This is a genomic window from Gardnerella sp. c23Ub_4 (assembly GCF_055804115.1).
In genome coordinates this window covers 909,648-935,326 of the sequence record NZ_JANUYO010000001.1, presented here as the reverse complement: position 1 = coordinate 935,326, position 25,679 = coordinate 909,648, and the positions used below count along the sequence as shown (strand labels likewise).

The window sequence follows — 25,679 nt, the reverse complement described above, 5'->3', positions numbered from 1 at the left end:
CATGCCTAATAACAATGAAAATAATAATAAAGAATCGCAGAAGGAAATTTCTGCTGTAAATTTTGACCCAGCTTCCTTCTCTTCAGTTATTCGACCACAAGACGATTTATTCCGCTACGTAAACGGTCCTTGGATTGACACTTACACTCTTCCAGAAGATAAGCCAATGTTTGGTGCTTTCTACAAGCTTGCAGAAGATGCAGAAACGCAAATTCGAGATATTTTAGAAAGCGAAGATTGCCCAGCCAAAAAGTCGCGAATCTTATACCGTAACTATTTAGATACTGCATCTATTGAAAAAGCTGGAATTACGCCAATTAAGAGCGATTTAGACGCTGTTGATGCAGCCAGCAGCAAAGAAGACTTAGTTCGCACTATTGCTTCTCTTACTCCATACGGCGGTCCAAATGCAATGTTTGCTTTTGGCGTATGCGGAGACCCTAAAGACCCTAAGACGAATATTATGCACATTGAGCAGGCTGGATTGGGCTTGCCAGACGAAGCATACTATCGCGAAGATAATTACGCTCCGATTCGCGCTGAATACGTAAAAATGGTAGCAAAGTTGCTGCGATTAGCTGGTTACGGAGATGCCACTACTACAAGCGAGCAATCAGAACGTTTCTTGAAGGTGGAAACACAAATCGCAAGCAACCATTGGGATAATGTAGCAACACGCGATTCTCAAAAAACTTATAATCCTTACGATTATGCGGATTTTGCAAAAACGCTTGAAGCGTTAAATCTTGACGCCTTCTTAGATGCTGCTCAAAAATCTTACGATAACTCGGAAGAAGCAAAGAATCAGCCAATAGATTTTCGTAAAGCTTTTAGCAAAGTAGTAGTTCACGAGCCAAGCTTTATAGAAGGATTGAATAAGATTTGGCAAGAAGCCGACTTAGAAGATCTAAAGCTTTGGGCACGCGTTCATGTGATTTTGTGCTGGGCAAGCATGTTAAGCGAGGACTTTGCTGGAGCTAGATTCGACTTCTACGGCAAAGTGCTTTCTGGCGCCACCAAGCCACGCGACCGCTGGAAGCGCGCAATCGGAGTTGTTGACGATGCTTGCGGCGAAGAAGTTGGCCGCGAATATGTGCGCTTGCACTTCCCTGAGTCTTCTAAAAAGTACATGGAAGGCTTAGTTAGCAATCTTATTAATGCATACCGCGTATCGATTTCTAACAGCAGCTGGCTTGGCGAGGAAACTAAGGCAAAGGCTTTGGAAAAGCTTAGCAAGTTTGAGCCAAATATTGGTTACACAAATCATTGGATTGACTACTCTGCGCTAAATATTAAGGAAGACGCTGGCTTAATTGAGAATATGCGCGAAGTTTCTCGATTTGTGTTTGGTAGGTATACTGCAAAAGCTGGAGAACCTGTAGATCGCGAAGAGTGGCAGATGACTCCGCAAACTGTAAACGCTTACTACGATCCGCTGCTTAACGTAATTGTGTTCCCAGCTGCGATTTTGCAACCTCCATTCTTTAGCCCAAGCGCTCCAGACGCAGCAAATTACGGTGCTATTGGTGCAGTAATTGGCCACGAAATCGGCCATGGTTTTGACGATCAAGGTTGCGAATACGATGGCGACGGCGTGCTTAACAATTGGTGGACTGAAGAAGACAAAACCAACTTCACTGAGCGAACTAAAGCGCTTATTGAGCAATACAATGCTTTTACGCCAACGCAACTTATTGTTAAGTATTCTCACTTAAAGAGCAAAGAAGAGCGCAATGCAATGCCTCACGTAAATGGCGCTTTAACAATCGGCGAAAATATTGGCGATCTAAGCGGCGTAACTATTGCGCTTAAAGCGTACGCTTTTGCTTTGCAAAAGAGCAATGGACAAGAGATTGACGGAAGTGACGATGCAATTCGCGAAACTTTGCTTAACGCTCCTAAGGTAGATGGCTTCACTGCTTTGCAACGATTCTTCTTAAGCTACGCGCTTGTGTGGCGTTCAAAGTCTCGTAACGAGATTGCGGAGCAATACCTTCAAATCGACCCACACTCCCCTGCAGAGTGCCGAACTAACGGCATTGCGCGCAACGTTGACTTGTTCTACAATGCATTCGACGTTAAAGAAGGCGACGAGATGTGGCTCGACCCTGCTAAGCGCGTACACATTTGGTAAATCGCAACATTTTGTAAGTCGCAAATAATATAAACAAATAATATAAACAAAAAGCCTGCAAACGTTTAATGCGTAAGCAGGCTTTTTTGTATTAAGTTAACTATATGCGCTATTTAACATCTGTGCTACTCAACTATCTGGTTTTCCATACTAGCTTTCGCATATTTTGTCAAGACTTTTTAATCAATGTGAATAAAACATAGGCTTTAACCACATTTATAAAAATATATTGCACAACTATTTTCCATAATTCATAGTTGATTCTACTGCGGCGAATTTGCCAAAAGCCACGATAATCAACACGGTTTTGCGCGATGAACTTCGAGACTTAAATTAGTCGCAGTCCAAACTCTTGAAAGGTTGAAAAATATGGCACAGCAACAAGCAACATTAACAATCAGCGGATACGTTGGAAGCGACCCTGTAAACTTTAGTCGAAATGAAAACTCGCCCGCATGCTCACTAAGAATTGGAAGCACATCTTCTTACTATCATAACGAAGAAAAAGCATGGAAGGAGCGTCCAACAACATGGATGACTGTAAAAGCGTACAAGTCGCTAGCATCAAACGTGTTAAAAAGCGTGCATAAGGGAGATGCAATCGTAGTTTGCGGAAATTTAAATACGGAATCTTGGCACAAAGATGGAGAAGACCGATCGCGAGTGGTTCTAGAAGCAACATCAATCGGACACGACCTAAATCGCGGAATCAGTGAATTTACTAAGACTTCGTATGCTAGAAACAGAAACGTTGCAAACGTAGATTCTAAAAACACAGACTATAGCGAAAATGGAGATAGTCGAAATCAAAACTTTGCAATGAAAAATCCAATGTCTTCTAAATCAAATTCTTCTAATTCTCAAGAAAATTCTCAAGAAAATGAAGAGATAAATGATTTTGGAGGCCACTTAGATGAAGAAGAATACAACGATATTGAAGGAGGCGCCAATGATTTTTAGAAAGTTTTAATAGCATTAAACATTAGGCTTTAGTATACCATATTTGGAAAAATTTTGTTGATAATCATAGCAAACTTGCCGCCAAGAATAGTAGTATTCCTGGCGGTAAGTTTCACAAATTTAATATCTATTTATAACTTTCTTTTTATCTATTTTATTTACAACAATATTAGCTATTGAACAAATGATAATTGCTATCGCAAGTATGACGTAAAGATAGTAAGTAATTCCATATGTGTAACTTTCTGAAGGAATAACACCACGACTTACTATGTCGTAATTCATAATAAGCGAATCGCCAAGCATAATGAATGCAAAAACAATATTACCAATAGGCTTATTAAATAGAGTAAATAAGACAATAAAAAGTATAGAAACAGCCAGTATACTAAGAAGAACTAAATTAACAATTACATCAGTTACATCAGTGTTCGTAAAGATCAATTTTTCGGGATTATTTACTACATACAAATAAAACCGAAAATATTTTATCATAGACAAATCGATCATATCTCTATTTTTCATATTCAATTCACTAATGGCAATTACATTAGGATTACTAAGTAAAAATTGTTTTTGTTTAGTAGTAGAAGTTGCATATGGCAACAGAAAACCTAATAAACCAATCAAGATAAAAATAAAATTAACAATCTGTGGAATTTTGAACTTTTTCATATATACCACCCCTATTCAAAATTTTAATATTTATTTCTAATATGTAAGATTTCTCTATCTATACAAATTAAATTTATAGTTAAGAAATAGTAGAAACTAAAACACAGTGGTAACTAATTTCTACTATTTCTTATTACAAAACAGCAATGAGAAACACGGATACTATTTATGCTACTTCAGCTAGTTTCTTTGTGACTCTAGCTTGAACAGCAAGATAATATGACAACTCTGCATTATTGAGATTATTGCTCTCCCAACTTTGGAATTTATTCGCCGTATCAGCATATTTCTGCATATAATCCGCGTATTCCGAGATAAGTTCAGCATCACTTGGATTAGCTTTATACTTTTTCATGAATTCAACATACTCATTCATAGTTGATTCATAGCTATCCATAGCTGCCTTAAAATCACTACGCAAACCATTAGCAGACTTGGCATCATTTTGCTGCGGTTTAGCAGAATTAGATTCTGCGCTATTTGATGAATCTTTTGAATTAATTGACTTCTTATTATCATTACTACCAGAATTATTATCTGGAGCTGAAAGACTTATATTCATTACGCTATTCCCCTCATAGGATAGCGAAAGATGCCACCCTGCATCATTCTTAGCAGAATACCTGTTCTTTGAATTGTCGTATCCAACCTTGAAGCCTCTATCAGTGCAAGCCTTAACGTAATTATTGTAATCTTCTCTACTTGTATTACCAACATACACATTCAGATTATTGTCACTGTCTGAAGTGAAATTACCAATAGTAGACTTTGGAACAGGCAATTGACTAGCAGCTTTGCTAGAAGGCCATACAATAGGCGACATTTCCATCGGCTTATTAAGACTAATACTCAATTCTTTACTTGACTCATAATAGTTCAAATCTAATTCATAACCCTTATTATTGTAGGCTTTATATCCTGAGGAATCAGATTCCGCATCAACTGTAAAACCCTTTTTCTTCTTACAATCTACAGTATAATCGTTATATTGTTTAGCAGAAATGTTTTTAATCTTAACATCAAGCCGATCTGCAGAATTGCTAATAACTTCACCTTTATCAGAAGGAGGCTTGGGCAACTGAGCACTCAAAACCATCTCATCCCAATTAATAGTTTTATCTCTATGCATAGCAATATTACCAATTGAAATGACAGCTGCAATTACAAGTAAATAAAACCACCATCTTCGATAAATCGGTTTTTTGCGCTTCTTATAAGCTGCTACATTGCCTGGATAAGCTGAAGATGCATAATTTTGCGTATAAGACTTAGGGGGGGGGGTAGCAGAGTTCGTTTGTGCCGCAGTAGGAAGTAACTCTATTTTATGAGTTTCGAAATTCATTCCACATTGCTTGCATACCGTACCATAACATTCTGCACCACAATTACTGCATTTCATTATTTTCATCCTTTCAATCTGGGTATAACATTATAATATAACTACTTTCGTATGGAAAACTGATATAGCTACATTACTTCATCTTCAACAGTTTACATTCTATGCTTGTACAACTCTTATAACTGTAAAAAATAATGTAATCAAGCATACTAATACCGAACTCAATCATGAAGTTTTCCATACTTGCAGTATTTAAGAAAAATATAATGCGAAAAAAGTTTTTCTTAATTGTAATTCTTACAAAACTGGCACTTTCACAATATACAATGTAAGTTTTAGATACGCTCGCGGACACAATAACATAATCATATGAAAATCTACTTTTGTACATAAAACACATACAAAAAAACGTGGGATATACAAAGATACACCCACGTTTTTCGTAAAAGCAGATAGCAAATTTTTAAGACAATGAATTAAGCTAAGAGCTCACTGACGCGCTCAACGATTCGAGCAGCAGCCTCGTCAACTGGGACTGCTTCAACATTTGAACCGTTGCGATCACGGATTTCAATCGTGCCATTGTTCACAGTATCTCGGCCAGCTACAGCAATCAAAGGCACACCAACAAGCTCCGCGTCCTTAAACTTTACGCCTGGAGAAACCTTTGGACGATCGTCGAAGATTACTTCGATTCCCTGCTTGCTAAGCTCTTCAACAACCTTTTCAGCAGCATCGAAAGCAACTTGATCTTTGCCAGTAGCAACAACGTGAACTTGAGCTGGAGCAATCGCCATAGGCCATGCAAGGCCAGCATCATCGTGATGTGTTTCTGCAAGGCACGCAATCACGCGGCTAACGCCAATACCGTAGCAGCCCATCCAAACTGGCACAGCTTTGCCGTTTTCGTTAAGAACGCTTAAGCCCAAAGCCTTAGAATACTTTAAGCCAAGCTGGAACACCTGGCCAATTTCCACACCGCGCTCAAAGCTAAGCGGACCAGAACCGTCTGGGCTCATATCGCCATCGCGCACTTGAGCTGCCTCAACAACGCCGTCCGCTTCAAAATCGCGGCCGTATACAGCGTTGTAAACGTGCTTGCCCTCTTCATCCGCTCCTGTAATCCAGGCGCTTCCCTTTGCAACGTGAGCATCCATCAAGTAGCGAACAGGGCAAGCAACCTTGCTACCATCTTTGCGAGCTTGAGGACCTAACACGCCAGCGCCAATATAGCCCTTAACAAACTCAGGATGAGACTTTAAGTCATCCTCGGTTGCTTCTTCGATTTCTGCAGGAGCAAATTGAGCTTCAAGACGCTTCATATCTACCTGGCGATCTCCTGGAACACCAATAGCTACGATTTCGCGCCAAGGCTCCTCGTGCTCGCCGCCGACAGCATCTGCAGGGTGCTTAACGGCAATAATCAAGTTCTTCAAAGTATCGCTTGCTTGCCATTCGCGTCCGTCTTTGCGTGGATGCAAATCGTTAGAAACTTTAACCAAAGCTTCAATCGTCTTAGCATCTGGAGTATCAAGAGCTTCCATTTTAGGAGTTGCCGAGCAGTCAACATCTTGCATTTCTGGTGTGGTCAAAGCCTCAACGTTCCAAGCTTTTCCAGAAGGAGCAAGTGCAAAAGTATCTTCGCCGATTGCCATTGGAGCTAGGAATTCCTCGGAATCCGATCCGCCCATAGGTCCAGAAACAGCGTGAACAATCACGTATTTAATGCCTAAACGGTCGAAAATTCGAGCATAAGCAGCGCGCTCTTCAACATAAGCAGACTTCAAACCATCTTCGTCAATCGAGAACGAGTAAGCGTCTTGCATAATAAACTCGCGTCCGCGAATAAGACCTGCGCGCGGACGGAATTCGTCGCGATACTTCGTTTGAATCTGATACAAAGTAACTGGCAAATCCTTGTACGAAGAATACATATCTTTTACAAGAAGAGTAAAGACTTCTTCGTGCGTTGGAGCAAGAAGATAGTCAGCTTCATGGCGATCTTTAAGGCGGAAGATGTTGTCGCCGTACTCTTCCCAACGGTTTGTAGCCTCGTATGGCTCGCGTGGAAGAAGCGCTGGGAAGTGAACTTCTTGAGCGCCAATACCGTTGATTTCTTCGCGAATAATCGCTTGAACTTTGTTAAGTACCTTTAGACCAAGTGGCAACCACGTCCACACGCCTGGAGCAGATTTACGAATGTAGCCTGCGCGCTGCATAAGTTTTGCGGAAGTCACGTCCGCATCTGCTGGATCTTCGCGCAGCGTACGAAGAAACAGTTTAGACATACGAAGTACATTAGAATCCATGCGTTCCAATCTATTTGCGCATGAGGACATAAACACTTGTTTACACTACTAAACAAACTCACAATACGTAATTTTCAACTAAAACTCGTTATCGAAGGAAAATTCGTCACTATCTGCGTAATCGCTAGAGGCGAAAATATCAAACTCTTGCTGATTGGCAGAATCACCATTTGCGCTATTCGCATTATTTGTAAACGCACAAGTGCCATCGTTTGCAAGACTCTCGCTAGCACGTTTAGAAGCCTCACGCAAAGATCCATCTAGTAGCACAGCATCCGCGCAAACGCTAAACGCGCGGTCATTAATTCCCTCTAAATAAAGCCCGCTCAAATTTTCCACTCTAGAAAGCGCAACATAGCCCATTCCAGGTGCGAAAGTACGGCGCAAATCCATAACAGCACTATCAAGCGTCATTCCTTGCGACTTATGAATCGTAATTCCCCACGCGCATCTAAGTGGCACTTGATTTACGCTAGCAAGAACCGTTTCGCCATCCGTCATCTCCCAAGCAGCAGGCTTAAGAGTAACAATATTGCCGTTTTCAAACTCAACAATCGGCCAGCCACCCTTGGATTCAGGTGCAAATCGCAATACGCGTCCAACAGAACCATTCACATATTGCTTATCTTGGTCATTTCGCAAAGCCATTACAGCAGCACCAGCCTTTAATACAAGACGCTCAGGCGCAAGCATGTTCTTTTTTAAGCGCTCTACAAGATTTTTAGGTCCAGCTTGCGTTGCTACAAATTCGTGAGGCTCAGCATCAATCGCAGCAAGTTGCACATTATTTAAGCCGTCAGCTTGCGAGTTTGTTGGAAAAAGATGAACCGAAACTTCGCTATCTTGAGGATATTCGCCAAGTCGACTAGCAAGAACTTGCTTATCTTCATTACTCACAATGCCACTTCGAATATCCGTTAAAACGCTAAGAAGCTTTCCATCATCTTGCCTGTGTTGCTCTGTTAAATAGCACACGACAGGTTTTAGAGAATCCCACGCAAACGATTCCGTAATATAGCCTTCTGGATTTTTGCCAGCAGCAGCATACTTTTCTCGCGACGCAATAAACTCGGGGCTTGGCTCGAGTACATCGCGATTTCGCATAGACGTGCTAACAGGCGGCAGCTGGAAGAAGTCGCCAGAAACCACCACTTGGAGGCCGCCAAAAGGCAAATCATTTTTGCGCACTTTACGGCATACTTCGTCAACCATGTCGAAAAGCCAAGCGTGAATCATGGAAACTTCATCCAACACAAGCACGTCTGTGGCTTTTATGCGCTTTCCTCGCCGAGCTCTAATGGTTTTAAGAAGCGAATCGGTAAGCGCGTTTGCAACGCCTGTTCCACTCCACGAGTGAATGGTTTGGCCGTTCAAATGCGTTGCTGCAATGCCCGTTGAAGCCGTTACTGCAACGCTTAAACCGTTTTCGCGCATTGAGCGCACAGCACGGTTCAAAACATACGTTTTTCCCGACCCAGGAGCGCCTGTTAAGAACACGCTTGCGCCTGCGTTTATTATTTCTAACGCTTCCGATTGCTTCATTGGCAGCACCTTTTATTTGCGCTATTTGCGCATTTACGTTTAATGCGTTTGATAATCACGCTTTGTTTAATAGTCAGCTTTGTTTAATAATCGCGCTTTTCTGCGGAATTTACGTCTTCTAGAGCTTCGCCTCGGCGCTCGTAGTCGCGAAGCAAACTCGTGCTTTCAACGTGTTGTGCTCCCGCTTTTGCCTGGGATTCGCTTGGTCCTGGAGCTGTAATGAACATCATATCGCGGTAGTAGCGCAACTCGTCAATCGACTCAATAATATCCGCGAGCGCACGGTGCCCGCCGTGTTTTGCTGGCTTATTGCGGTAAACATCTGGGTAAAGTCTGCGCGAAATCTCCTTCAACGTGCTTACGTCGATTACGCGGTAATGCAAATTTGCCATTAAATCTGGCATGTAGCGGTCGAGGAACTTTTTATCGGATCCAACAGAATTTCCAGCAAGATGCGCTTTTCCGCGCTCTGGCAAAAAGCGCTTTACGTACTCAACAACCTGCTTTTGTGCTTCTTCTAGCGGCAAACCGTTTTTATTCCACTCGTCAACAAGACCAGAAGATGTGTGCATATTGCGCACAAAATCGTTCATATGAGCCACAGCAGCATCGCTTGGCTTAATCACTAAATCAATGCCATCGTCTAGAACTTTCAAATTAAAGTCAGTTGGAACTACAGACACTTCGCATAATTCGTCGTGGAAAATATCGAGACCCGTCATCTCGCAATCAATCCAAATTAAACGCGATTCTTCCGGCGTAAACGTAAGATCTTCCTTAGCTTCTGCCATTTTCGTTCCTTTCCTAATATTTTTTTGAACCCATCAGCCTACATCTTCCCAGCGACGACTAACAGCTAAAATCACATCTCTGGCATATCAGAAAGTGAAATTCTAGAATATGATCCATTTTTCTTATCCTCAGGGTGAGGCTCTAAACCGATAATAGTTATTGACATATGATCTGGACCATAAACCCAATACATTCTCATTGCACTACTTGTTTTATTCTCCAAGTAGGATTGCCAAACTCTAACACCATATCTATTTGTCAATTCTTCAATATCATGAGTATGCAATCCTGGATGCCTTGGATTTTCAGATAAAAGTTTCATAGATTTTCCCCATTTCTTATAAAGAGAAAGATCTTTTTTACTTATACTGCCTTCTAGAAACTCTTTCTTCAATCTCTCCCAAATATTAGACATCTCTGGAATACCCATTCTAATATTGAAGTTCATTCACTTACTCCTAGAAGTCAGAAAGATCAACTGGTTCAGAGACTTTGCCAATCTTAAAATTGCGGATTGCTTCATCCATACTTTTAAGAGTTTTAGAAGAGATACTCTTAGGAATAGTAAGCTCACGAGGTTCTAATAAAATACAACCGTTATCACATTCTTTAACATTGTAATAAGGGTATTTAGCTCCGCGCAGAGTTACACGCTTTTTACTATCAAGACGAACGTCATAATCTTTCACTACTTCCACAAAACACCTCATTTTTAGTGGGATATCCCACTAACTATACAATAATTTTATACGAATTGTCAAAACAAAAAACGACGAAAAGTTAGAAAGTAGCAAATAAGACTTAGCTAACTCTTCGCCGTTTAATGCAAAATTACTTGCGATTTATACGCGACTTATACGCAACTCGCGCACAACTTGCGACTTAGTTGTGGAAACCGCTGTAGTTTGGCGCTTCTGCAGTCATCACAATATCGTGAGGATGCGATTCCCTAAGGCCTGCATCCGTAATGCGAATAAAGCGACCGCGCTCCTGAAGCTCCTCAATATTGTGAGCACCAACGTAGAACATAGACTGATGCAAGCCACCGAGAAGCTGGTAAAGCACAGCGTTAAGTGGACCGCGGTATGGCACTTCGCCTTCCACGCCTTCTGGAACCACCTTATCGGAGCTAGTAACATCTGCCTGGAAGTAACGATCCTTAGAATAAGACTTCTTACCGCGAGGAGCCATTGCGCCAAGCGAACCCATGCCACGATAAAGCTTGTATTGCTTGCCGTGAAGCAAAACCTTCTCGCCTGGAGCTTCCTCACATCCAGCCAAAGTGCCGCCGAGCATAACGGTGTTGGCTCCTGCAACCAAAGCCTTAGCAATATCTCCAGAATAGTGAATACCGCCATCAGCAATGCATGGAATTCCAGCAGCCTTGCAAGCTTGAGCAGCGTCATAAACAGCAGTAAGCTGAGGCACACCAACGCCTGCAACCACGCGCGTAGTGCAAATAGAGCCTGGCCCAACGCCAACCTTTACAGCGTCAACGCCAGCGTCAATCATCGCCTGTGCACCCTGGCGAGTTGCAATATTTCCGCCAATAATTTGCACGCCATCAAAAGCCTTATCTGCCTTAATTCTACGAATCATGTCTAGTGCCAAGCGAGCTTCGCCGTTTGCAGTATCAACCACAAGTACGTCAACTCCAGCTTCCATAAGCGCACACGCACGCTGCCAAGCATCTCCAAGGAAACCAATTCCAGCAGCCACACGAAGTCTACCCTGGTCGTCTTTAGTGGCGTCTGGGTACTGCTCAGTCTTAACAAAGTCCTTAACAGTAATCAAACCTGTAAGCTTACCTTCGGCATCAACCAGAGGCAATTTTTCAACCTTGTTTTCTGCAAGCAAACGATGCGCGTCTTCTTTAGAAATATTAGAAGGACCAGTTACAAGATTTTCGCGAGTCATAACGTCTTTGACTTTCAAGCGATCGTAATCCTCGGAAGCAATGAAACGCATATCGCGATTGGTAATAATGCCAACTAAACGATTTTCGCCATCTACTACTGGTAAGCCCGAAATATGGAAACGCCCGCACAATTTATCTAAATCGGCGAGCGTTGCATCTGGGTGAACAGTGAGTGGGTCGGTAATCATGCCAGACTCACTGCGCTTAACAATATCTACTTGCGCAGCTTGATCATCAATGGAAAGATTGCGGTGAAGTACGCCAATTCCGCCATTTCTAGCCATTGCAATAGCCATATCCGACTCAGTTACTGTGTCCATTGCTGCAGAAATTGCAGGAACTTTCATAGTGATTTCGCGAGTTAGATGAGTAGTTGTATCTACTTCGGATGGAATTACATCGGTCTCGTTTGGAAGCAGAAGCACATCGTCATATGCGAGGCCGAGCTTTTCAAAAATTGGAGGAACAGGAGTATACGCAGATTGCATGTTCATATCAGTTGTAACCATAGGGTCACTATACGTTTTTGCTATGACGTTTGCAAAAGCCGCGTTTCATACACAATATTTAGTGGCAATTTTGCGCCGAAGCTACTACAGCGCGATTAAACACGACCAACTTCAATCAGCAGCGATTATCCACCATTTCGCTTTTCACGAATTTCGCAACTCTGGCAAACGTCTGCGCAAATATGGCATCATTGTAAGAATCGTAAGCAACGCCGCCGCAATAATCATGCCAACAAGCACGTAAACTGCTTTAAAGAACAGAATCATTATTGATCCAAAAGATATGAGCGCCGCCCATCCCCACAAAATAAGCACCGCTCCTTGCACCGAGTGCCCAATGCGCAACATTCTGTGATGCAAATGCATTCTGTCTGGATGCATTGGCGACTGCCCTTTTGCAAGCCTTCTGCATATTGCTAAACACATGTCTAGAACTGGCAAAAACAGCACTAAAATCGGAAGTAAAATCGGCATAAATACTGGCAAATAGATGCTTGTGTGCACTGCAGATGGATCTAAGTGACCTGTCATTATAATAGACGCGCAAGTTATTAAATACCCGATTAGCATGGAGCCAGAATCGCCCATAAAAAGCTTTGCTGGATGCCAATTGTGCAAAATAAATCCTACGCACATTCCAACCATTGCAACGTCTATAAGAGTTGCCATTGAAGCGTAGCTCGGAGACGTGCGCGCAAGAATATAAGAGTATGTTGCAAATGCAATTCCGCCAATTGCCACGATTCCAGAAGCAAGCCCATCGAGTCCGTCTACAAAGTTGACTGCATTAATTGAAGCAACTATTAGTATTGCGGTTATTGCGATTGAAAGGCTTGGAGAGGCTGTGACTAGCGACCCGAGTGGCAACGCTACGATTTGCAATCCTCCCCACGCTACAAAAACAGCTATTAGCAATTGACCTGCAAGTTTTAGCATCCAATCTAAATCCCAAATATCGTCGCAAACACCCAAAAGGCATATGAGTACTGCTCCAGCTAAAACCACCCATGGCTGGTGTGTTCCTGCAAAAAGCCCCGAAATAAAAGGCATGGAGCTTGCAAATGCCATCGACACAGCAAAGCCGAATAGCATTCCCACTCCACCCATACGGGGCGTAGGTATTGTGTGCACATCGCGAGCGCGCACTTTTCCAACAGCTCCTATGCGAATCGCAAGATGACGTATAAGCGGCATTATTAGCCACGTTGCGCCTCCTGCGATTGCTGCTATAAACAGGTATACCCTCATTTCTTGCGACTTTCTGCTCTTATCTGTTCTTCACTTATTACACCTTCGCGCAAAATCACAATTCCGTCTTTGTCTCTTGCATCCGCACCAACCACCGTGCTTGCTACGTGCGAGCGCGTTGGGCCAGCGTTTAAGTACAGCGGTATTTCGTCTCCAAAAGCCGCAAACGCTTCTTCTACGCTGTCTGCACTCTCGTTTCCGCTGCGATTCGCGCTAGATGCCGCCAATGGCCCCGTAACGCGCAAAATTTTCATTAGTTCTGGGCAATCTGGAACGCGCACGCCTTGCGTTGCTTGACTTTGCTCACTGCTCTCATCTGCTTTACAAAGCGTAGCAAGCCTTGTAGCTACCGAATCCTTTTTTGCGCGCGCGATTGGTGAATATCCGCCTGGCAGGAATTTTTCCGCAAGCACGTCTAGCGGGTTTGGCAAGTAAAGACCAAGTTTTTCTAAGTCACTTACACTGCTCATAAGTATTTGCAAGGCTTTTGTGCGCGGCCTGCGTTTTAGTTGGTAGATTTTCGCTACTGCCGCCTCGTTAAATGGGTCGCACGCCACTCCGTAAACCGTGTCTGTTGGCACTACGATTACGCCGCCCGCGTTAATTATTTGCGCTGCAAGTTGCAATGATTCTTCGTTAATTGTGCAAATTTTACTCATTTTTAGCCCCTTTTTTGCATACTACAAATCTTGCTCTGTTTGTTAAGTCGTTTTTGACTTTTGCACTGCTAAATCCTATGTTTTTTGCATAATCTGCAAGCGCTTTTCCTTGCGTAATATCGTGTTCCATAATCATTATTCCACCCATACGCAAATATGCAAAACTCGCTTTTACAATTTTTTGCGGTATTAACAATCCGTCTTTAGATCCCCCGTATAGCGCCATTTTTGGGTCGTAGTCGCGAGCTTCAATCTGCTCGACTGGCTTGCTTTCTGGCACGTATGGAGGATTCGTAATTACTACGTCTACTAGTCCTTTAATCGCACTTATTTCAGGCAGATTAGCGTTTGTAGCATCGCCTAATATTGCGTGATATCTGTTTGAAATATCATATTTTTCCGCGATTTTGCGATAGTTTTTTTGCAAATATTCAAAAGCTTCATGCGACTTTTCCACAGCCCACACTTGCGCGTTTGCAACTTCGCTTGCAACAGATAGTCCGATTGCTCCAGACCCTGCGCACAAGTCTAAAACAATAGGATTTTTTAGATTATTTGCGCGAATCCAATCTATTCCCTCTTGAACTACCACTTCTGTCTCGGCCCTTGGCACAAAAACACCTTTACCTACTATTAGGTCTATGTAGCGAAAAGTTGCGCATCCAATAATGTGTTGCAATGGCTCGCGCGAAGCACGTCTAGATATAAAATCGCTATATTTGCTAGCATAATCGGGCAAAAAATCCTTAAAATCGCCAAGTATTAGCGCTTTGTTTAAGTCTGCTAAGCTTATGCCACAAGCGTGCGCTAAAAGTACACGAGCGTCATATTGCGGAGAATCTACGCCTGCTTTACAAAGACACGCAATAGCATTTTGCAAGAGTTCGCGCATAATACAAGCAATTCCTAGATGCTAATTCCTACAATCTAATTTCTACAAGCCAACACAAGCAACGAGTTTAAAGATATTACTACTTACTTGGCTTTAGCTAAGCGATCGGCTTCATCCGCCTGAATATCGCTGTCTATAACCGCTTGCAAATCGCCGTTAAGCACCTGGTCAAGATTGTATGCCTTGTAATTCGTGCGATGGTCCACAATACGATTTTCTGGGAAGTTGTATGTGCGGATTCGCTCAGAACGATCCAACGAGCGCACCTGCGAGTGGCGCATATCTGCTGCCTCCGCTGCCTCCTGCTCGTGCTTCATAGCAAGCAAACGCGACTTTAGCACGCGAAGAGCCGCCGAACGGTTTTGAATCTGCGACTTTTCATCTTGCATACTAACAACAATTCCCGTTGGAATATGCGTCATGCGAACCGCGGAATAAGTAGTGTTCACGGACTGTCCGCCAGGGCCAGAGCTCATGAAAATATCGATTTTAAGGTCTTTTGGATCGATTTCGATTTCGTCGTCGTCTTCGTCTGCTTCTGGGAACACGATTACGCCAGCTGCCGAAGTTTGAATACGCCCTTGCGATTCCGTAACTGGGATTCGCTGCACGCGATGCACGCCGCCCTCGTACTTCATACTTGCCCACACGCCGTCTTCTGGAGCAGGTGTGCCTTTTGCGCGAATCGCAAGCTGCACGTCTTTTACGCCGCCAAGCTCCGTCGCATTTTCGCTTTGGATTACGGTAGTCCATCCGCGCTTTTCTGCGTAACGCATATACATGCGTAATAAATCGCCAGCAAACAGAGCTGCTTCTTCGCCGCCCGTACCAGCTTTGATTTCCATAATCATATCTCGCGCATCGTCTGGGTCTCTAGGAATCAGCGCTGTGCGAAGCTTTTCTTTTGCTGCTGGAATTTGTTCTTCTAAATGTTTTGCTTCTTTTGCTAATTCTTCGTCTTCGCTTGCCATTTCGCTAGCTACTTCGTAGTCTTCGCAAAGCTGCTTGTAATTTAAGTACGCGCTTACTATTGACCCGAGTTCTGCATGCCTACGACCGAGCTTGCGAATTGCATCTGGATTAGACGCTACTTCTGGCTCCCCCATGCGATTTTCAATATCGCGGTATTCGTTTAGAGCTGTAACCGCTGCTGGGAATTGCTCATCTATTGACTCGGCCATTTTGTTCCTTTGTAGTCGCGCATAACGCGGATTTTGAATCGAAAATATTAAATTAAATATTGTAAGATACGCACATGTTTAGCACATAAAACGCCAGCCCCGATTCCGCGAAGTTACACGAAAGCAGGGCTGGCGATTAAAAAGCTACTTAGTCTTCTTACCGTAGCGCTTCTCGAAGCGAGCCACGCGGCCGCCAGTATCGAGAATCTTCTGCTTGCCGGTATAGAATGGGTGGCACTTTGAGCACACGTCAACCGTCATATGATTGCCATCAGCGGTGGAACGAGTTACAAAAGTGTCTCCGCAAGAGCAGGTAACCTGCACTGCGTGATAGTCGGGATGAATACCCTGCTTCATAATGTCTCCTATGGAATTCGGGCGACCCGGGTCGCAAAGCCCCAATAGCTAAGCGTGAACCGGAACCTTCGCTATTTTAGTTACTACCCTCGACTCGCTTAGTTATTCTTACCATCTTCGCGCTTTCTCCTATGCTTTGCAGCGAACCCAGCAAAACCAACAGACGCTAACAAGCTTGCGATTAACGCAGATTGCGAAGCATCAACACCAGTCTGAGGCAGCAAATCTCCCTTAACGCCCGCCTTTTGCTTATCTTGCAAAGGAGCATGCTTAGGCATAGGAGCTGTCTCTGGCGCTGGAACAATATAATCCGAAGGAACCGTTGAATAATCAGGCTCAGGAGTTGGCGTTGGATTAACATCATTTGATGCTGGAAGCACTTCAATATCAACCGTCACCTTAGCTTTGCGACCATACTTATCTACACTCGTGAAAGTAAGCTCAACAACCTTCTTACCATCAACAATCTTCGGTGTTCCAGAAATTGTGCAAGTCATGCCGCTGCAAGAAGGAGAAATTCCAAGCTGGCTCAAACTACTACTAGACAACGCATTAACAGTAAACTGTTTATTATCAACTGAAACAGTTGCGTTTGCATTCGTTGTTCCATCAGCATTAAGAACTCCCCTAGTTAAGTTTGCAAGCGTAAACATTGCAGGAACTCCCTCAACCGCCTTGCCACTAAACTTAAACTCCACAGGATCCATCTGCTCGAAGTTTGCAGTAATAGTGGTTTCGTCAAGATTAAACGTCATGCCGTTTTCATTGCACCCAAGATCAAAAAGATTCTTCAACGCAGCAAACGAAGAATGCTTAGAAGCCCTAATCTGCTTTGCAACAAAGCTTAGACCAGCAAGCTCCGCACGATTAGCCAAGAACTCTTTTTGCTCAGCAGTTGCAGCATTATTCATACTCAAATCCAAAGAATAATCTGTACGAACTGTTGACCAATCCTTAAACACGTAGCCATTATCAGCAAGCACGTCTGGAACTGGCATATGCACATTAGCACCCTTGCGCACCCAGTATGTGAACACAGGAGACTTCATTTCTCCGCCACTACCAGCTATATACGTTACCTTTGTGTAGTTTTGCGCAATATACTTAAATTCCTTAGTATCTTTTGCAGGCAAATCCTGATCCGCAATAACATTCGGCAAAACGCGCACGCGAATTGGAATTTGCGTTGTAAGTTTTTGTCCTTCAACGTCAGTCGGCCTTGTAACGTCTACAACAACAGTTGCAGTTCCAGGGCTATATACGCGATTGACATCGTCTTGCGCCGAAGAATCCTTAGGCTTAACTCCTTGACCGTAAATGTGATTTATATTCACCTTAACATTCTTAGGATCAGTATTGTTCACAAGCTTATCCAAGTCTGGAATAGCATCGCCTGCACTAACGATTGTTTCTGGAATAGTAATGTCGGAAACACCAGTTTGCTCAGCAACAAAAATAAGCGGAGCTGCAATATTCCAGGAATTATCCGCAGCAATATTAAGTTTATCGCCTTGAGCTGTAAACATACGCCACTTGCTAAATCCATAAAGTTCTTTGCCAGTAGAGTCAGCAACCTTCTTCATAAACTTAATATTGTCACTTGATTCCTTAGAAGGACGAATATATAGCAGCTTCGGCTTATATTCACCATTCTTCCAGCGGTGACCAATCTCTGGAAGGAACACTGCAGGAACGTATCCTTCCAATGTTTTCTTCGTCTTAGAAGCGTCGATGACGTTCGGTATTCTATCGTACACCGCTTGATACGTTGTATCCTCGCTATACGTTGCATTACGAATCTGCTCGTTTGTTAGAAGATCATTATTTGTATTTGGCGCATCAACGCTAGTTGCAGATGTTGGCTGATTTACAAATAAAGTTGTTAAAGGAATTGCTGAATAATCAGGCAAGCTACGCCTTGTACGCGCATGCGCAGCGTTATTCGCAGCAGGAGGATTAACCTTTTTCCAGCCTTTGAATACATAATGGTATCCGTTAGCGTCGTAATCTTTGCCAGTAACTTGCGGAGCTTTTACGCCAGAAGCAGAATCTTTACGCGCGTAATACAACGTGCGATCATTTTCGCCAAAGCTTCCTTTACCTTCTTTCGAATACTCGTCATTGTCTGCATTAATAAATCTAACTTTAGCAAAATTCTTATTATTCAATACTTGCTGTGCTTCTGGAGAATTAGTGTCAATATCTCCATTTGCAAGCTTCGGTAAGCTTTCTGGGTACATAAGCTTATGTATTACTTTAAGCAAACCAACGCTCTTATACGTTTCTGCACTAATTCCATCTTTATAATTAACAGTGATCTTCAAAGGAATAGTGTACATAGCAGGCTTATCAAGCATCTTCTGCTTAAATTTCTCTTGCTCGCTCTTCGGCAAATCGTATTCGACTTTTACGTCTGCTACATTATTAGCATCAATTTTAGCTTCATCACAAAGAGCTTTAAGATTAATTACATAATCTTTAAGCTTTGGAAGAGTTGAAGCGTCTCCTTGAACAGCAACAAAGTAGTCTTTCTTAACATCTGGCTCTGTCCAATCCTTTTGATCTGCCACGAACTCTTGGAATGATTCATTGACTTTCCAGCCGTCTTTCCATTTATCGTCAGTTTTAGCAACATCTTTAACTTCAGTAACTTTCTTACCGTCATTAAGCATACTGCTTCGTTTCCAAGTGCCAGTAGCATTGGTTAGGTTTTCTTTAAGCTTCACCAAAGCATTAGTAGGGTCGCTGGAACTGTAAGGAATTTTTGAAATATCAGTGCCCTTCTTTACGTAGAACACCTTAGGGCCACTTGTGCCGTCCTTCCACAATCTACCTGGAGCAGGCTTAAAGATTGCGACTACAGCATCCTTAGGAACTTCACCACCGTCCGATGAACTGGAGAAGTAGTCGATTCGCTTGTAAACAGCGGTGTAAGTAACATCCTTACTGAACGTGTCTTTTTTGTAGCGATCTTCAGACTTAATATCGTAATTAGTTATATTTGCAGTATCGGTTTCAGTGCCAGTAGTCCAACCCTTAAACACGTAGTGATAATGATCGTCCTCGTATTCCTTACCGAAGGCTTGCGGCACGCGAACAGAAATATCCTTCTTACCCTTATATACATATGCAAAAAGCGAAGGTTTACTAGCGCTAGTCTCGCCGTCATACCAAGAATCCTACCCTGCTGTAAATCACCAGTAAAAGTGACTTTAACATATTCGTTATTCTCTACATGGCTCTTACCGTAATCACTTTGGCTAAACTTCTCCCAATCGCTTTCATACACCAAATCTGGCAGCACGCGGTACAGCACTTCAGTTACAGCAGTGTTTCCATCAAGCTTCACTTGCACTTTAATCTTGTGCAAGCCCGGAGTGTTGTCAAACTTTTCGCCTTGCGCAAAACTGAACGTAGCACCATCTGGATACTCATTAGAATTCTTTATAAGATTCTTAGCTGAAGCCTCATCCAGAGTCAAAGCATCTGTTGGCTTCAAAACCTTAGTATCGATTGCAACAGGCGCTTTAAGCTTAAAGTTAGCAGTGTAAACAACCTTTGGATTAGATTGAGATTCAGAAAGAATTGGCAGACGGTCGAAACCACCAGTAACTGTTTGCCCACCATGTCCATCATCTATATAAATCTCAGAAGTCCATTTTTCAAACTCATAGCCTTGCTTTGCAACTGGGTCTTGAGGCAAAGGCATTTGGTATGCCTTCGTTCCGCCAATAACATCGTAGACTAAACCGCCTTCTCCAGCAGTCTTACTATCGTATCCAACAATGCTTCCCATAGTCGACTGACCATCGGCCACTTTGAACACGTAGCGCGTGTAGTTGGTTGGGCGAACTTGAGTATCGTCCTTGCGCTTAAGCACACGAACGTCGTCATATACGAATGTGATTGGAGGAATATCTTTAGTCTGCTTGCCATCTTTGTCAGTTTCATACAAAACATTCTGCTGCGTAGTTCTCGGCATAAAGCCTTCAATCGGCTTGTAGAATGCTACGTCGTACTCTCGGTTTACAGAGCTGACTTCGCTTTCTGGAAGAAGATCCTTGCCGTTTTGATCAATATACTTTACCTTATACTTGCGCGTATTGTACGTTTGGTAAATAAACTCGCCAGTATTCTGCTTCTCATTGCTCGAGGCTTCAAAACTCGTAAAATGCTTATCTGGGAATTGCGTTTCGTCACTGTAGACTGCTTCCGCATTGTAGCGCAAATGCTCGCGCAAGCCAGAAACCGTTTGAGTAGAAACGTGGTCTATCATCGCGGCTTTGTCTGATTCATTAGCATTCTTATAGTCAGCAATAGCGTACCCAGGCTTTAAGAATATGTGCTTAAAAGTGCCATTGTAGCGAGTATCTTGAATCCACACAGCTTTAAGCGTTATATCTTCTACTACTTTGTTGCCAAAAGCGTACGGAGTATGATTCGTTAATGTTTCATTGCCCTTTTTAGCAAGCTCCCAGCCGTAGAAGTCGTAGCCCTTGCGCGTTGGAGTGCCTAATTTATTTTCGTCAATAGGAAGGTAGCGATCGATCTGCTTTTCCTTAACTACGTTTGTGTCAGCTACCTCATTGCCGTTTTTGTCAATTTCAGGCATATTGTAATCAAACGTTACAGTGTGCTTAACGCCTTCTGGCTTACCCCACGCAGCGTAAAGCTTAATGCCGTTAACTGGCATTGTAAAATCTTTAGTTTCGCCTTTAGCTTTGCCGTCACCTTCAGTACCTTCACTATTGTCATTTATCTTGCCATTTATAAGATGAATACCGGCTTGATCAACAGCCCAGCCTTTAAACACGTAGTCTTTTGGCAAATAATCAGGGCGAACGATGGAGTAAGTCTTGCCATTAAGCTTGAAAGTGTACTTTCCATCGAACTGAGTTGCGGTGTCAGTGCCACCGTCTTTAGTTACAGAAGCATCGTAAGACGTATCGTTTCCGTATAAATCTTTGTCTTCGCCCGTCAAATCTTTTTTGCCGCGCTTAGACAAACTATACTCATACGGCAGTTCTTCTTTGGCAACATCGCTACTACCAGTACCAGCACTTATAGCCTTGCCGTCCGCATTATAAAACTGCACATCGTACTTCTTGCGGTTGTATTTAAATACAAGGTAGCCGTTTTCCTCATATTCTTTTGAGTCTTCGCCTCCACCAGCTAAGTGCTTACGGAAGCCTACATGGTACTTTTTCTTAAAAGCTTCTTTAGCATCATCATCTAGATCATCCCAGTCTTTTTTTTCATCATCATTTTCATATTCAATAGAATGTGAATATAAATCTGGTAATAGCTTATCATCATCAAAATCATTACTATCATATTCCTCTATACGACCCTCTTTTTTAACAGAGTTAAAACCAGCTATGGATGAAGACTTATGATCGTATTCCGTGTTACTAGTATCATCTTTGCTATACGAATCCGTTGAAAGCACATAATCATCATCGCCTGGATTATTGCCGCTTTTAGCAGAGGCAATACTTTGCTTTTCAATGATTACCTGAATAGGCATAACCTGAGTATTACTGGTATCAGCTGTAAGCAGACGCTGATTATCTTTTAGCTCGTATGTATTATTTGGATCACTATCAGGATTATCACTAATTTTAAGCTTGTGCTCATTACCCACTACACGGAATTTAGGGTCAGCAAATTCTTTTTTAGTAAAACGATACGGAGGAGTATCACGAAACTCTGTTTCCCCTGCATATCCAATACGCCACCCTAAAGAGCCTTTTCCCTCTTCATTAAAATCTAATTCATTTACATCAGGCCAAATATCAGTAAGACTTTGACCATAACGAACATTTACACGGTAACCTTTGTGGTTAATTGTATTGCCATCTTCGTCATTCTTATCATACTTCTCTGAGCAATTGCCACCGCCAGCATAGCAATAAATAGTTGTTTTGCCGTTTTCGTCAAGTCTTTTTATAGCAGCATTGTTTAAACGCTTAGCACCTTCTGAAGATTTAAGTACAGCAGGCTTAGCAAAAATAAGCTCGTACTCGCTGCGATCGTAGACTAAGTCAAAAGTATTATCTAAGTCGTTAGCAGAAAGCTTAGTGCTTGTATTATTAGGATCTTTTGTGTATCTTTTAGTAAGCTTCTTATTCACATGGAAGTAGCGCGTGAATAAATCCTTGCCCTTGTTTTCAGCGTCACCAGGATTCGTGGTATCATACCCATCTAAGCTTGTTACAGGCGTATCGTTCATCCAATTGAACTTTGCAATTAAGCCGTCTTTGTGATCAGAATTTTTACCTTGCAACTCTTCTTTAGTTAAGCCAAGCTCAGAGTCCAAAATAGGATTATCTTTATTAGTGCCGCTTAATTTATTAGGATCATTAGCAACGCCAGCATCGTTCATGCTTTTAAGATCAACGCTGCTGCCAGTCTTAACGTTCTTGCGCTCAACAAGACCAACAAAGTCGTAGTTTACAAGCGACTTTGGATGCTCTTTATCTACCAAATCCGCTTTTTGTACCCACACGTTCACGCGATAGTTGGTGGTTTTATTCTCTTCCCAAACTGCGCGGAATTGCACATTGTGATCCGGCATCTTAAAATCTTTGTCAGATATAACAGTAGGATCACTATATAACCCAGAACTTGGATCATTTACTGTATTAGGATCTACTAAAGACCATCCTTTAAAAGTGTAACCTCGCCTAGTTGGCTCTGTGACACCTGGCACTGTCTGCTGATAATACACTTTTTGAGCAGTAACATCCGTGCCGCCGTTAGAATCGTAAGTAACTTCATACGCTTTACGGTAGTAGCGAAGGTTCAAAACAAGCTTATCTTTTTCATCTTCCGAATCCGAAAGCGGCGAGCTAATCAAATTGTGCTCTGGCTCGTAGCCTGGAATGTACGTTGAAACAGCTGTTACATCCGAGCCAACTGTGCCCGTAATCTCAGTAACGTGAATATTCTCAGTAGTGCCATCCTTATGCTTTACAGTAATTACTTTACCTATGCCCAAATTCGGAGCATCATGGAACTCATCCTTATTATTGAGATCCTGCACCAAGTGACGCACATAGTACTTAGCTGTTTTAGGAGCGTAGTTGATGTTCAGCTCGCCGTAGTGCTGGATGCCATTGTCTTCTGATTGCGTCTGCGCAGACGATGGATTCTGCGGATTTTGCGGAGCTTGAGCGCCGTTACCTCCTCCAACAACCTGCCTTTGCTTTACAGCGTAATCAGTAATCAGCTTCTTGCTTAAACGCAAGTAGCGAGTAGCATCCGCATCCGTGCCATTGTCAATAACATAATCGCCTTCGCCGTTTTTAATGTAGTACTGGTAATCCCCGGAATGGTATACGGATGGACGGTATCCAGCAGCCTTTGGAAGCTCAATGTACTCGTACTTGTCATCTTTGCCGAGCTTATCGAAGTCTTCTTGATCAATCGTAAGCTCGTACGGCTGCACAAGCTGCTTATTTGCAGCGCCGCCAATCGTATAGCGAATTTGCAAATTATACGTAGCTTTTGGCTTTTTGTCGGTTTGTACCTGTTCGTTGGCAGTTTGCTGGTCACCAGCCGTTGGATTATCTGTATTCGGCTTAATTACCTGGCTGTTTGCATTAGAATTATTATTAGAGCCATTCGCATTCTCATTGCTTCTATCTGTGCTTGAAGCACCTGCATCTGCACCTTCAGGAGTTACACTACTCCCCTTGTTAGAACCGTTTGCACTTTCTTCAACACTCCTACGAGAACGCACTTTTGACTTATTGGAATCATTCTCGGACTTTGCGGCAGGCTGTGTGCTTGCAGTGCTTGCAGACTGTTCGTCTGCAGGTTGTTCAGCTGCAGTCTTAGCATTCTCAGAATCAGCATTAGCGGTAGATGGCGCTGCTTTTTCTTTCTCATTCTTTGCAAGAGGATCTGCGCTTTCAGTGCTTGCAAGATTCGCACTTGCATTCTGTTCACTTCCAGACTGCGCATTTTCTGTGCTTGCAGGCTGAGCTGGCTTCTGATCTGGCTCAGTCTTGGCAGAAGAATCCGTCTTTGCAGCAGGCGCAGAATTTGCAGGTTCTGTCTTCGATGCATCAGCTGTCTTCGCTGCAGGCGTTGGATTCACAACTTCTGTTTTTGCAGGCTCAGTCTTGACAGGCTCTGCCTTCGATGCAGGAGTCTCAGCTGGTTTTGCTTCTGCAGGCTGCTCTTTCTTAACCGCTTTACTCTCTGGTTTTGCTACATCTGAATTATCTTGCTCACCATTAGTCGCAGTCTCAGTTGCACTATCAGTTGCAGCCTCAGAACTAGCATCATTACTAGCCTCAGAACCAGCATCAGAACGCTCGCCAGAATCCTTAACGCCTACAGAAGAGTCGCCAGCAGCCGCTTCCTGATTATCAACGCCTGCCGCACTATTGTTAGAATCCGCATTAGAATCAGCATGCTTAACTAAATATTCTTTAGCAGAACCAACCATCTGTCGCATAGCGCGCTCAGAAGTAGCACCTGTGTTCAGCAATCCATTCTTATATAAGTCGTTTCCATCGCCCTTGCCATTGCCCTTGCCAGCACCCTTGCCAGAAGTCTTAGCAGCACTCTTTACATAAGACGAATCAAAAGAATCAGCGTTAAGAGGAGTCTTAGCTAAAGCCGTTGCACCAGGCAGCAACATAGACAGCGTAGATGCTAAAGCTACAGCAGCAACGCCGATGCGACCAGAAGCATTATTCGCATTCTTCGAAGAAACATTCTTTAAGCTACTAGCGCCTTTATTTTTAGCGCTTTTATGCTTAACTTGCTTACTGCTCGAATTAACCTTGCTAGCAACGTCTTTTGCTTTATCCACGGAAACTCCCAACTCGTAATACTTAACCTTTGCATTTTATCAGATAGCACGGATACCCCCCCCCCATAAGTATTTTTGTTTCAAGGGTTTTTGCTCGAATCGACTTGCATGAGCGCTTAGAGCGTAGCGCGCGAATGCACTTCGATTCGCTGAGCCGCTTAGAGCAGAAGCACTGCTTCTGCGCGGCGAAGACGTTCGCGCGCTTAGACCGCGCGAACAATTTTCCGCTTTTTGTACGTGTTTTAGGCCAAATATGGTACAAAATGCGGAATCGTGTGAGATACAAAAACCGCGCAAGTCAATAAAATCTTGACTTACACGGCTTAAAAAATCTTAG

General features: G+C 43.0%; 15 protein-coding genes and 1 pseudogene. 2 read left to right on the top strand and 14 right to left on the bottom strand.

Annotated elements, in window-relative coordinates; all coding sequences use genetic code 11:
- Position 1 precedes the first annotated feature (1 nt).
- Positions 2-2,134 (top strand): M13 family metallopeptidase, encoded by a 2,133-nt coding sequence (locus tag NYP67_RS03685; RefSeq protein WP_473411187.1) that lies wholly within the window; start codon positions 2-4, stop codon positions 2,132-2,134.
- Positions 2,135-2,503: 369 nt separating this feature from the next.
- Positions 2,504-3,094: a single-stranded DNA-binding protein gene (locus NYP67_RS03680; RefSeq protein ID WP_004130628.1), complete on the top strand. Its 591-nt coding sequence runs from the start codon at positions 2,504-2,506 to the stop codon at positions 3,092-3,094.
- A gap of 120 nt (positions 3,095-3,214) precedes the next feature.
- Here the strand turns inward: NYP67_RS03680 and NYP67_RS03675 are convergent, their stop codons facing one another.
- The 14 genes and pseudogenes from NYP67_RS03675 to NYP67_RS03610 all read right to left on the bottom strand — a co-directional run bounded on the left by NYP67_RS03675 (position 3,215) and on the right by NYP67_RS03610 (position 25,342).
- Positions 3,215-3,769 carry a hypothetical protein gene (locus NYP67_RS03675; protein ID WP_004130626.1) on the bottom strand — a complete coding sequence of 185 codons (555 nt, stop codon included), beginning with the start codon at positions 3,767-3,769 and terminating at the stop codon, positions 3,215-3,217.
- A 166-nt stretch (positions 3,770-3,935) separates the two neighbouring features.
- Entirely contained in the window at positions 3,936-5,168 is a 1,233-nt protein-coding gene (locus tag NYP67_RS03670) for a DUF6591 domain-containing protein (RefSeq protein ID WP_223293485.1), read from the bottom strand.
- A gap of 416 nt (positions 5,169-5,584) precedes the next feature.
- Positions 5,585-7,417, bottom strand: a complete 1,833-nt coding sequence (locus NYP67_RS03665; protein WP_473411186.1) for a proline--tRNA ligase — start codon at positions 7,415-7,417, stop codon at positions 5,585-5,587.
- A gap of 78 nt (positions 7,418-7,495) precedes the next feature.
- Positions 7,496-8,959, bottom strand: a complete 1,464-nt coding sequence (locus NYP67_RS03660) for a PIF1 family DEAD/DEAH box helicase (RefSeq protein ID WP_115793882.1) — start codon at positions 8,957-8,959, stop codon at positions 7,496-7,498.
- Between the two features lie 83 nt (positions 8,960-9,042).
- Positions 9,043-9,750, bottom strand: coding sequence for an oligoribonuclease (gene orn, locus NYP67_RS03655; RefSeq protein ID WP_115793881.1), 708 nt, complete (start codon positions 9,748-9,750; stop codon positions 9,043-9,045).
- Between the two features lie 71 nt (positions 9,751-9,821).
- Positions 9,822-10,181, bottom strand: coding sequence for a hypothetical protein (locus NYP67_RS03650; protein ID WP_253254054.1), 360 nt, complete (start codon positions 10,179-10,181; stop codon positions 9,822-9,824).
- Between the two features lie 28 nt (positions 10,182-10,209).
- Entirely contained in the window at positions 10,210-10,449 is a 240-nt protein-coding gene (locus tag NYP67_RS03645; protein WP_004120033.1) for a hypothetical protein, read from the bottom strand.
- A 184-nt stretch (positions 10,450-10,633) separates the two neighbouring features.
- A complete protein-coding gene (gene guaB, locus NYP67_RS03640) occupies positions 10,634-12,178 on the bottom strand; it encodes an IMP dehydrogenase (protein ID WP_004130610.1) in 1,545 nt (514 codons plus the stop codon).
- Positions 12,179-12,322: 144 nt separating this feature from the next.
- Complete coding sequence (locus NYP67_RS03635) at positions 12,323-13,426, bottom strand: MraY family glycosyltransferase (RefSeq protein WP_004130608.1); 1,104 nt, start codon at positions 13,424-13,426, stop codon at positions 12,323-12,325.
- Complete coding sequence (locus NYP67_RS03630; RefSeq protein ID WP_004130606.1) at positions 13,423-14,085, bottom strand: L-threonylcarbamoyladenylate synthase; 663 nt, start codon at positions 14,083-14,085, stop codon at positions 13,423-13,425. Before NYP67_RS03630 ends, NYP67_RS03635 begins: the two co-directional genes overlap by 4 nt.
- Positions 14,078-14,977, bottom strand: a complete 900-nt coding sequence (gene prmC, locus NYP67_RS03625) for a peptide chain release factor N(5)-glutamine methyltransferase (RefSeq protein ID WP_018638410.1) — start codon at positions 14,975-14,977, stop codon at positions 14,078-14,080. Before prmC ends, NYP67_RS03630 begins: the two co-directional genes overlap by 8 nt.
- Before the next feature lie 83 nt (positions 14,978-15,060).
- Positions 15,061-16,158: a peptide chain release factor 1 gene (prfA, locus tag NYP67_RS03620; protein WP_473411185.1), complete on the bottom strand. Its 1,098-nt coding sequence runs from the start codon at positions 16,156-16,158 to the stop codon at positions 15,061-15,063.
- 144 nt (positions 16,159-16,302) lie between these two features.
- Positions 16,303-16,515 (bottom strand): 50S ribosomal protein L31, encoded by a 213-nt coding sequence (gene rpmE / locus NYP67_RS03615; RefSeq protein ID WP_473411184.1) that lies wholly within the window; start codon positions 16,513-16,515, stop codon positions 16,303-16,305.
- A 98-nt stretch (positions 16,516-16,613) separates the two neighbouring features.
- A pseudogene (locus NYP67_RS03610) lies at positions 16,614-25,342 on the bottom strand (InlB B-repeat-containing protein).
- Positions 25,343-25,679: the final 337 nt, after the last annotated feature.

Excerpts from the sequence above, each read along its gene's own strand:
- NYP67_RS03685 (WP_473411187.1), top strand. The coding sequence starts at position 2 with ATGCCTAATAACAATGAAAATAATAATAAAGAATCGCAGAAGGAAATT.
- NYP67_RS03680 (WP_004130628.1), top strand. The coding sequence starts at position 2,504 with ATGGCACAGCAACAAGCAACATTAACAATCAGCGGATACGTTGGAAGC.
- NYP67_RS03675 (WP_004130626.1), bottom strand. The coding sequence starts at position 3,769 with ATGAAAAAGTTCAAAATTCCACAGATTGTTAATTTTATTTTTATCTTG.
- NYP67_RS03670 (WP_223293485.1), bottom strand. The coding sequence starts at position 5,168 with ATGAAATGCAGTAATTGTGGTGCAGAATGTTATGGTACGGTATGCAAG.
- NYP67_RS03665 (WP_473411186.1), bottom strand. The coding sequence starts at position 7,417 with ATGGATTCTAATGTACTTCGTATGTCTAAACTGTTTCTTCGTACGCTG.
- NYP67_RS03660 (WP_115793882.1), bottom strand. The coding sequence starts at position 8,959 with ATGAAGCAATCGGAAGCGTTAGAAATAATAAACGCAGGCGCAAGCGTG.
- orn (WP_115793881.1), bottom strand. The coding sequence starts at position 9,750 with ATGGCAGAAGCTAAGGAAGATCTTACGTTTACGCCGGAAGAATCGCGT.
- NYP67_RS03650 (WP_253254054.1), bottom strand. The coding sequence starts at position 10,181 with ATGGGTATTCCAGAGATGTCTAATATTTGGGAGAGATTGAAGAAAGAG.
- guaB (WP_004130610.1), bottom strand. The coding sequence starts at position 12,178 with ATGGTTACAACTGATATGAACATGCAATCTGCGTATACTCCTGTTCCT.
- NYP67_RS03635 (WP_004130608.1), bottom strand. The coding sequence starts at position 13,426 with ATGAGGGTATACCTGTTTATAGCAGCAATCGCAGGAGGCGCAACGTGG.
- NYP67_RS03630 (WP_004130606.1), bottom strand. The coding sequence starts at position 14,085 with ATGAGTAAAATTTGCACAATTAACGAAGAATCATTGCAACTTGCAGCG.
- prmC (WP_018638410.1), bottom strand. The coding sequence starts at position 14,977 with ATGCGCGAACTCTTGCAAAATGCTATTGCGTGTCTTTGTAAAGCAGGC.
- prfA (WP_473411185.1), bottom strand. The coding sequence starts at position 16,158 with ATGGCCGAGTCAATAGATGAGCAATTCCCAGCAGCGGTTACAGCTCTA.
- rpmE (WP_473411184.1), bottom strand. The coding sequence starts at position 16,515 with ATGAAGCAGGGTATTCATCCCGACTATCACGCAGTGCAGGTTACCTGC.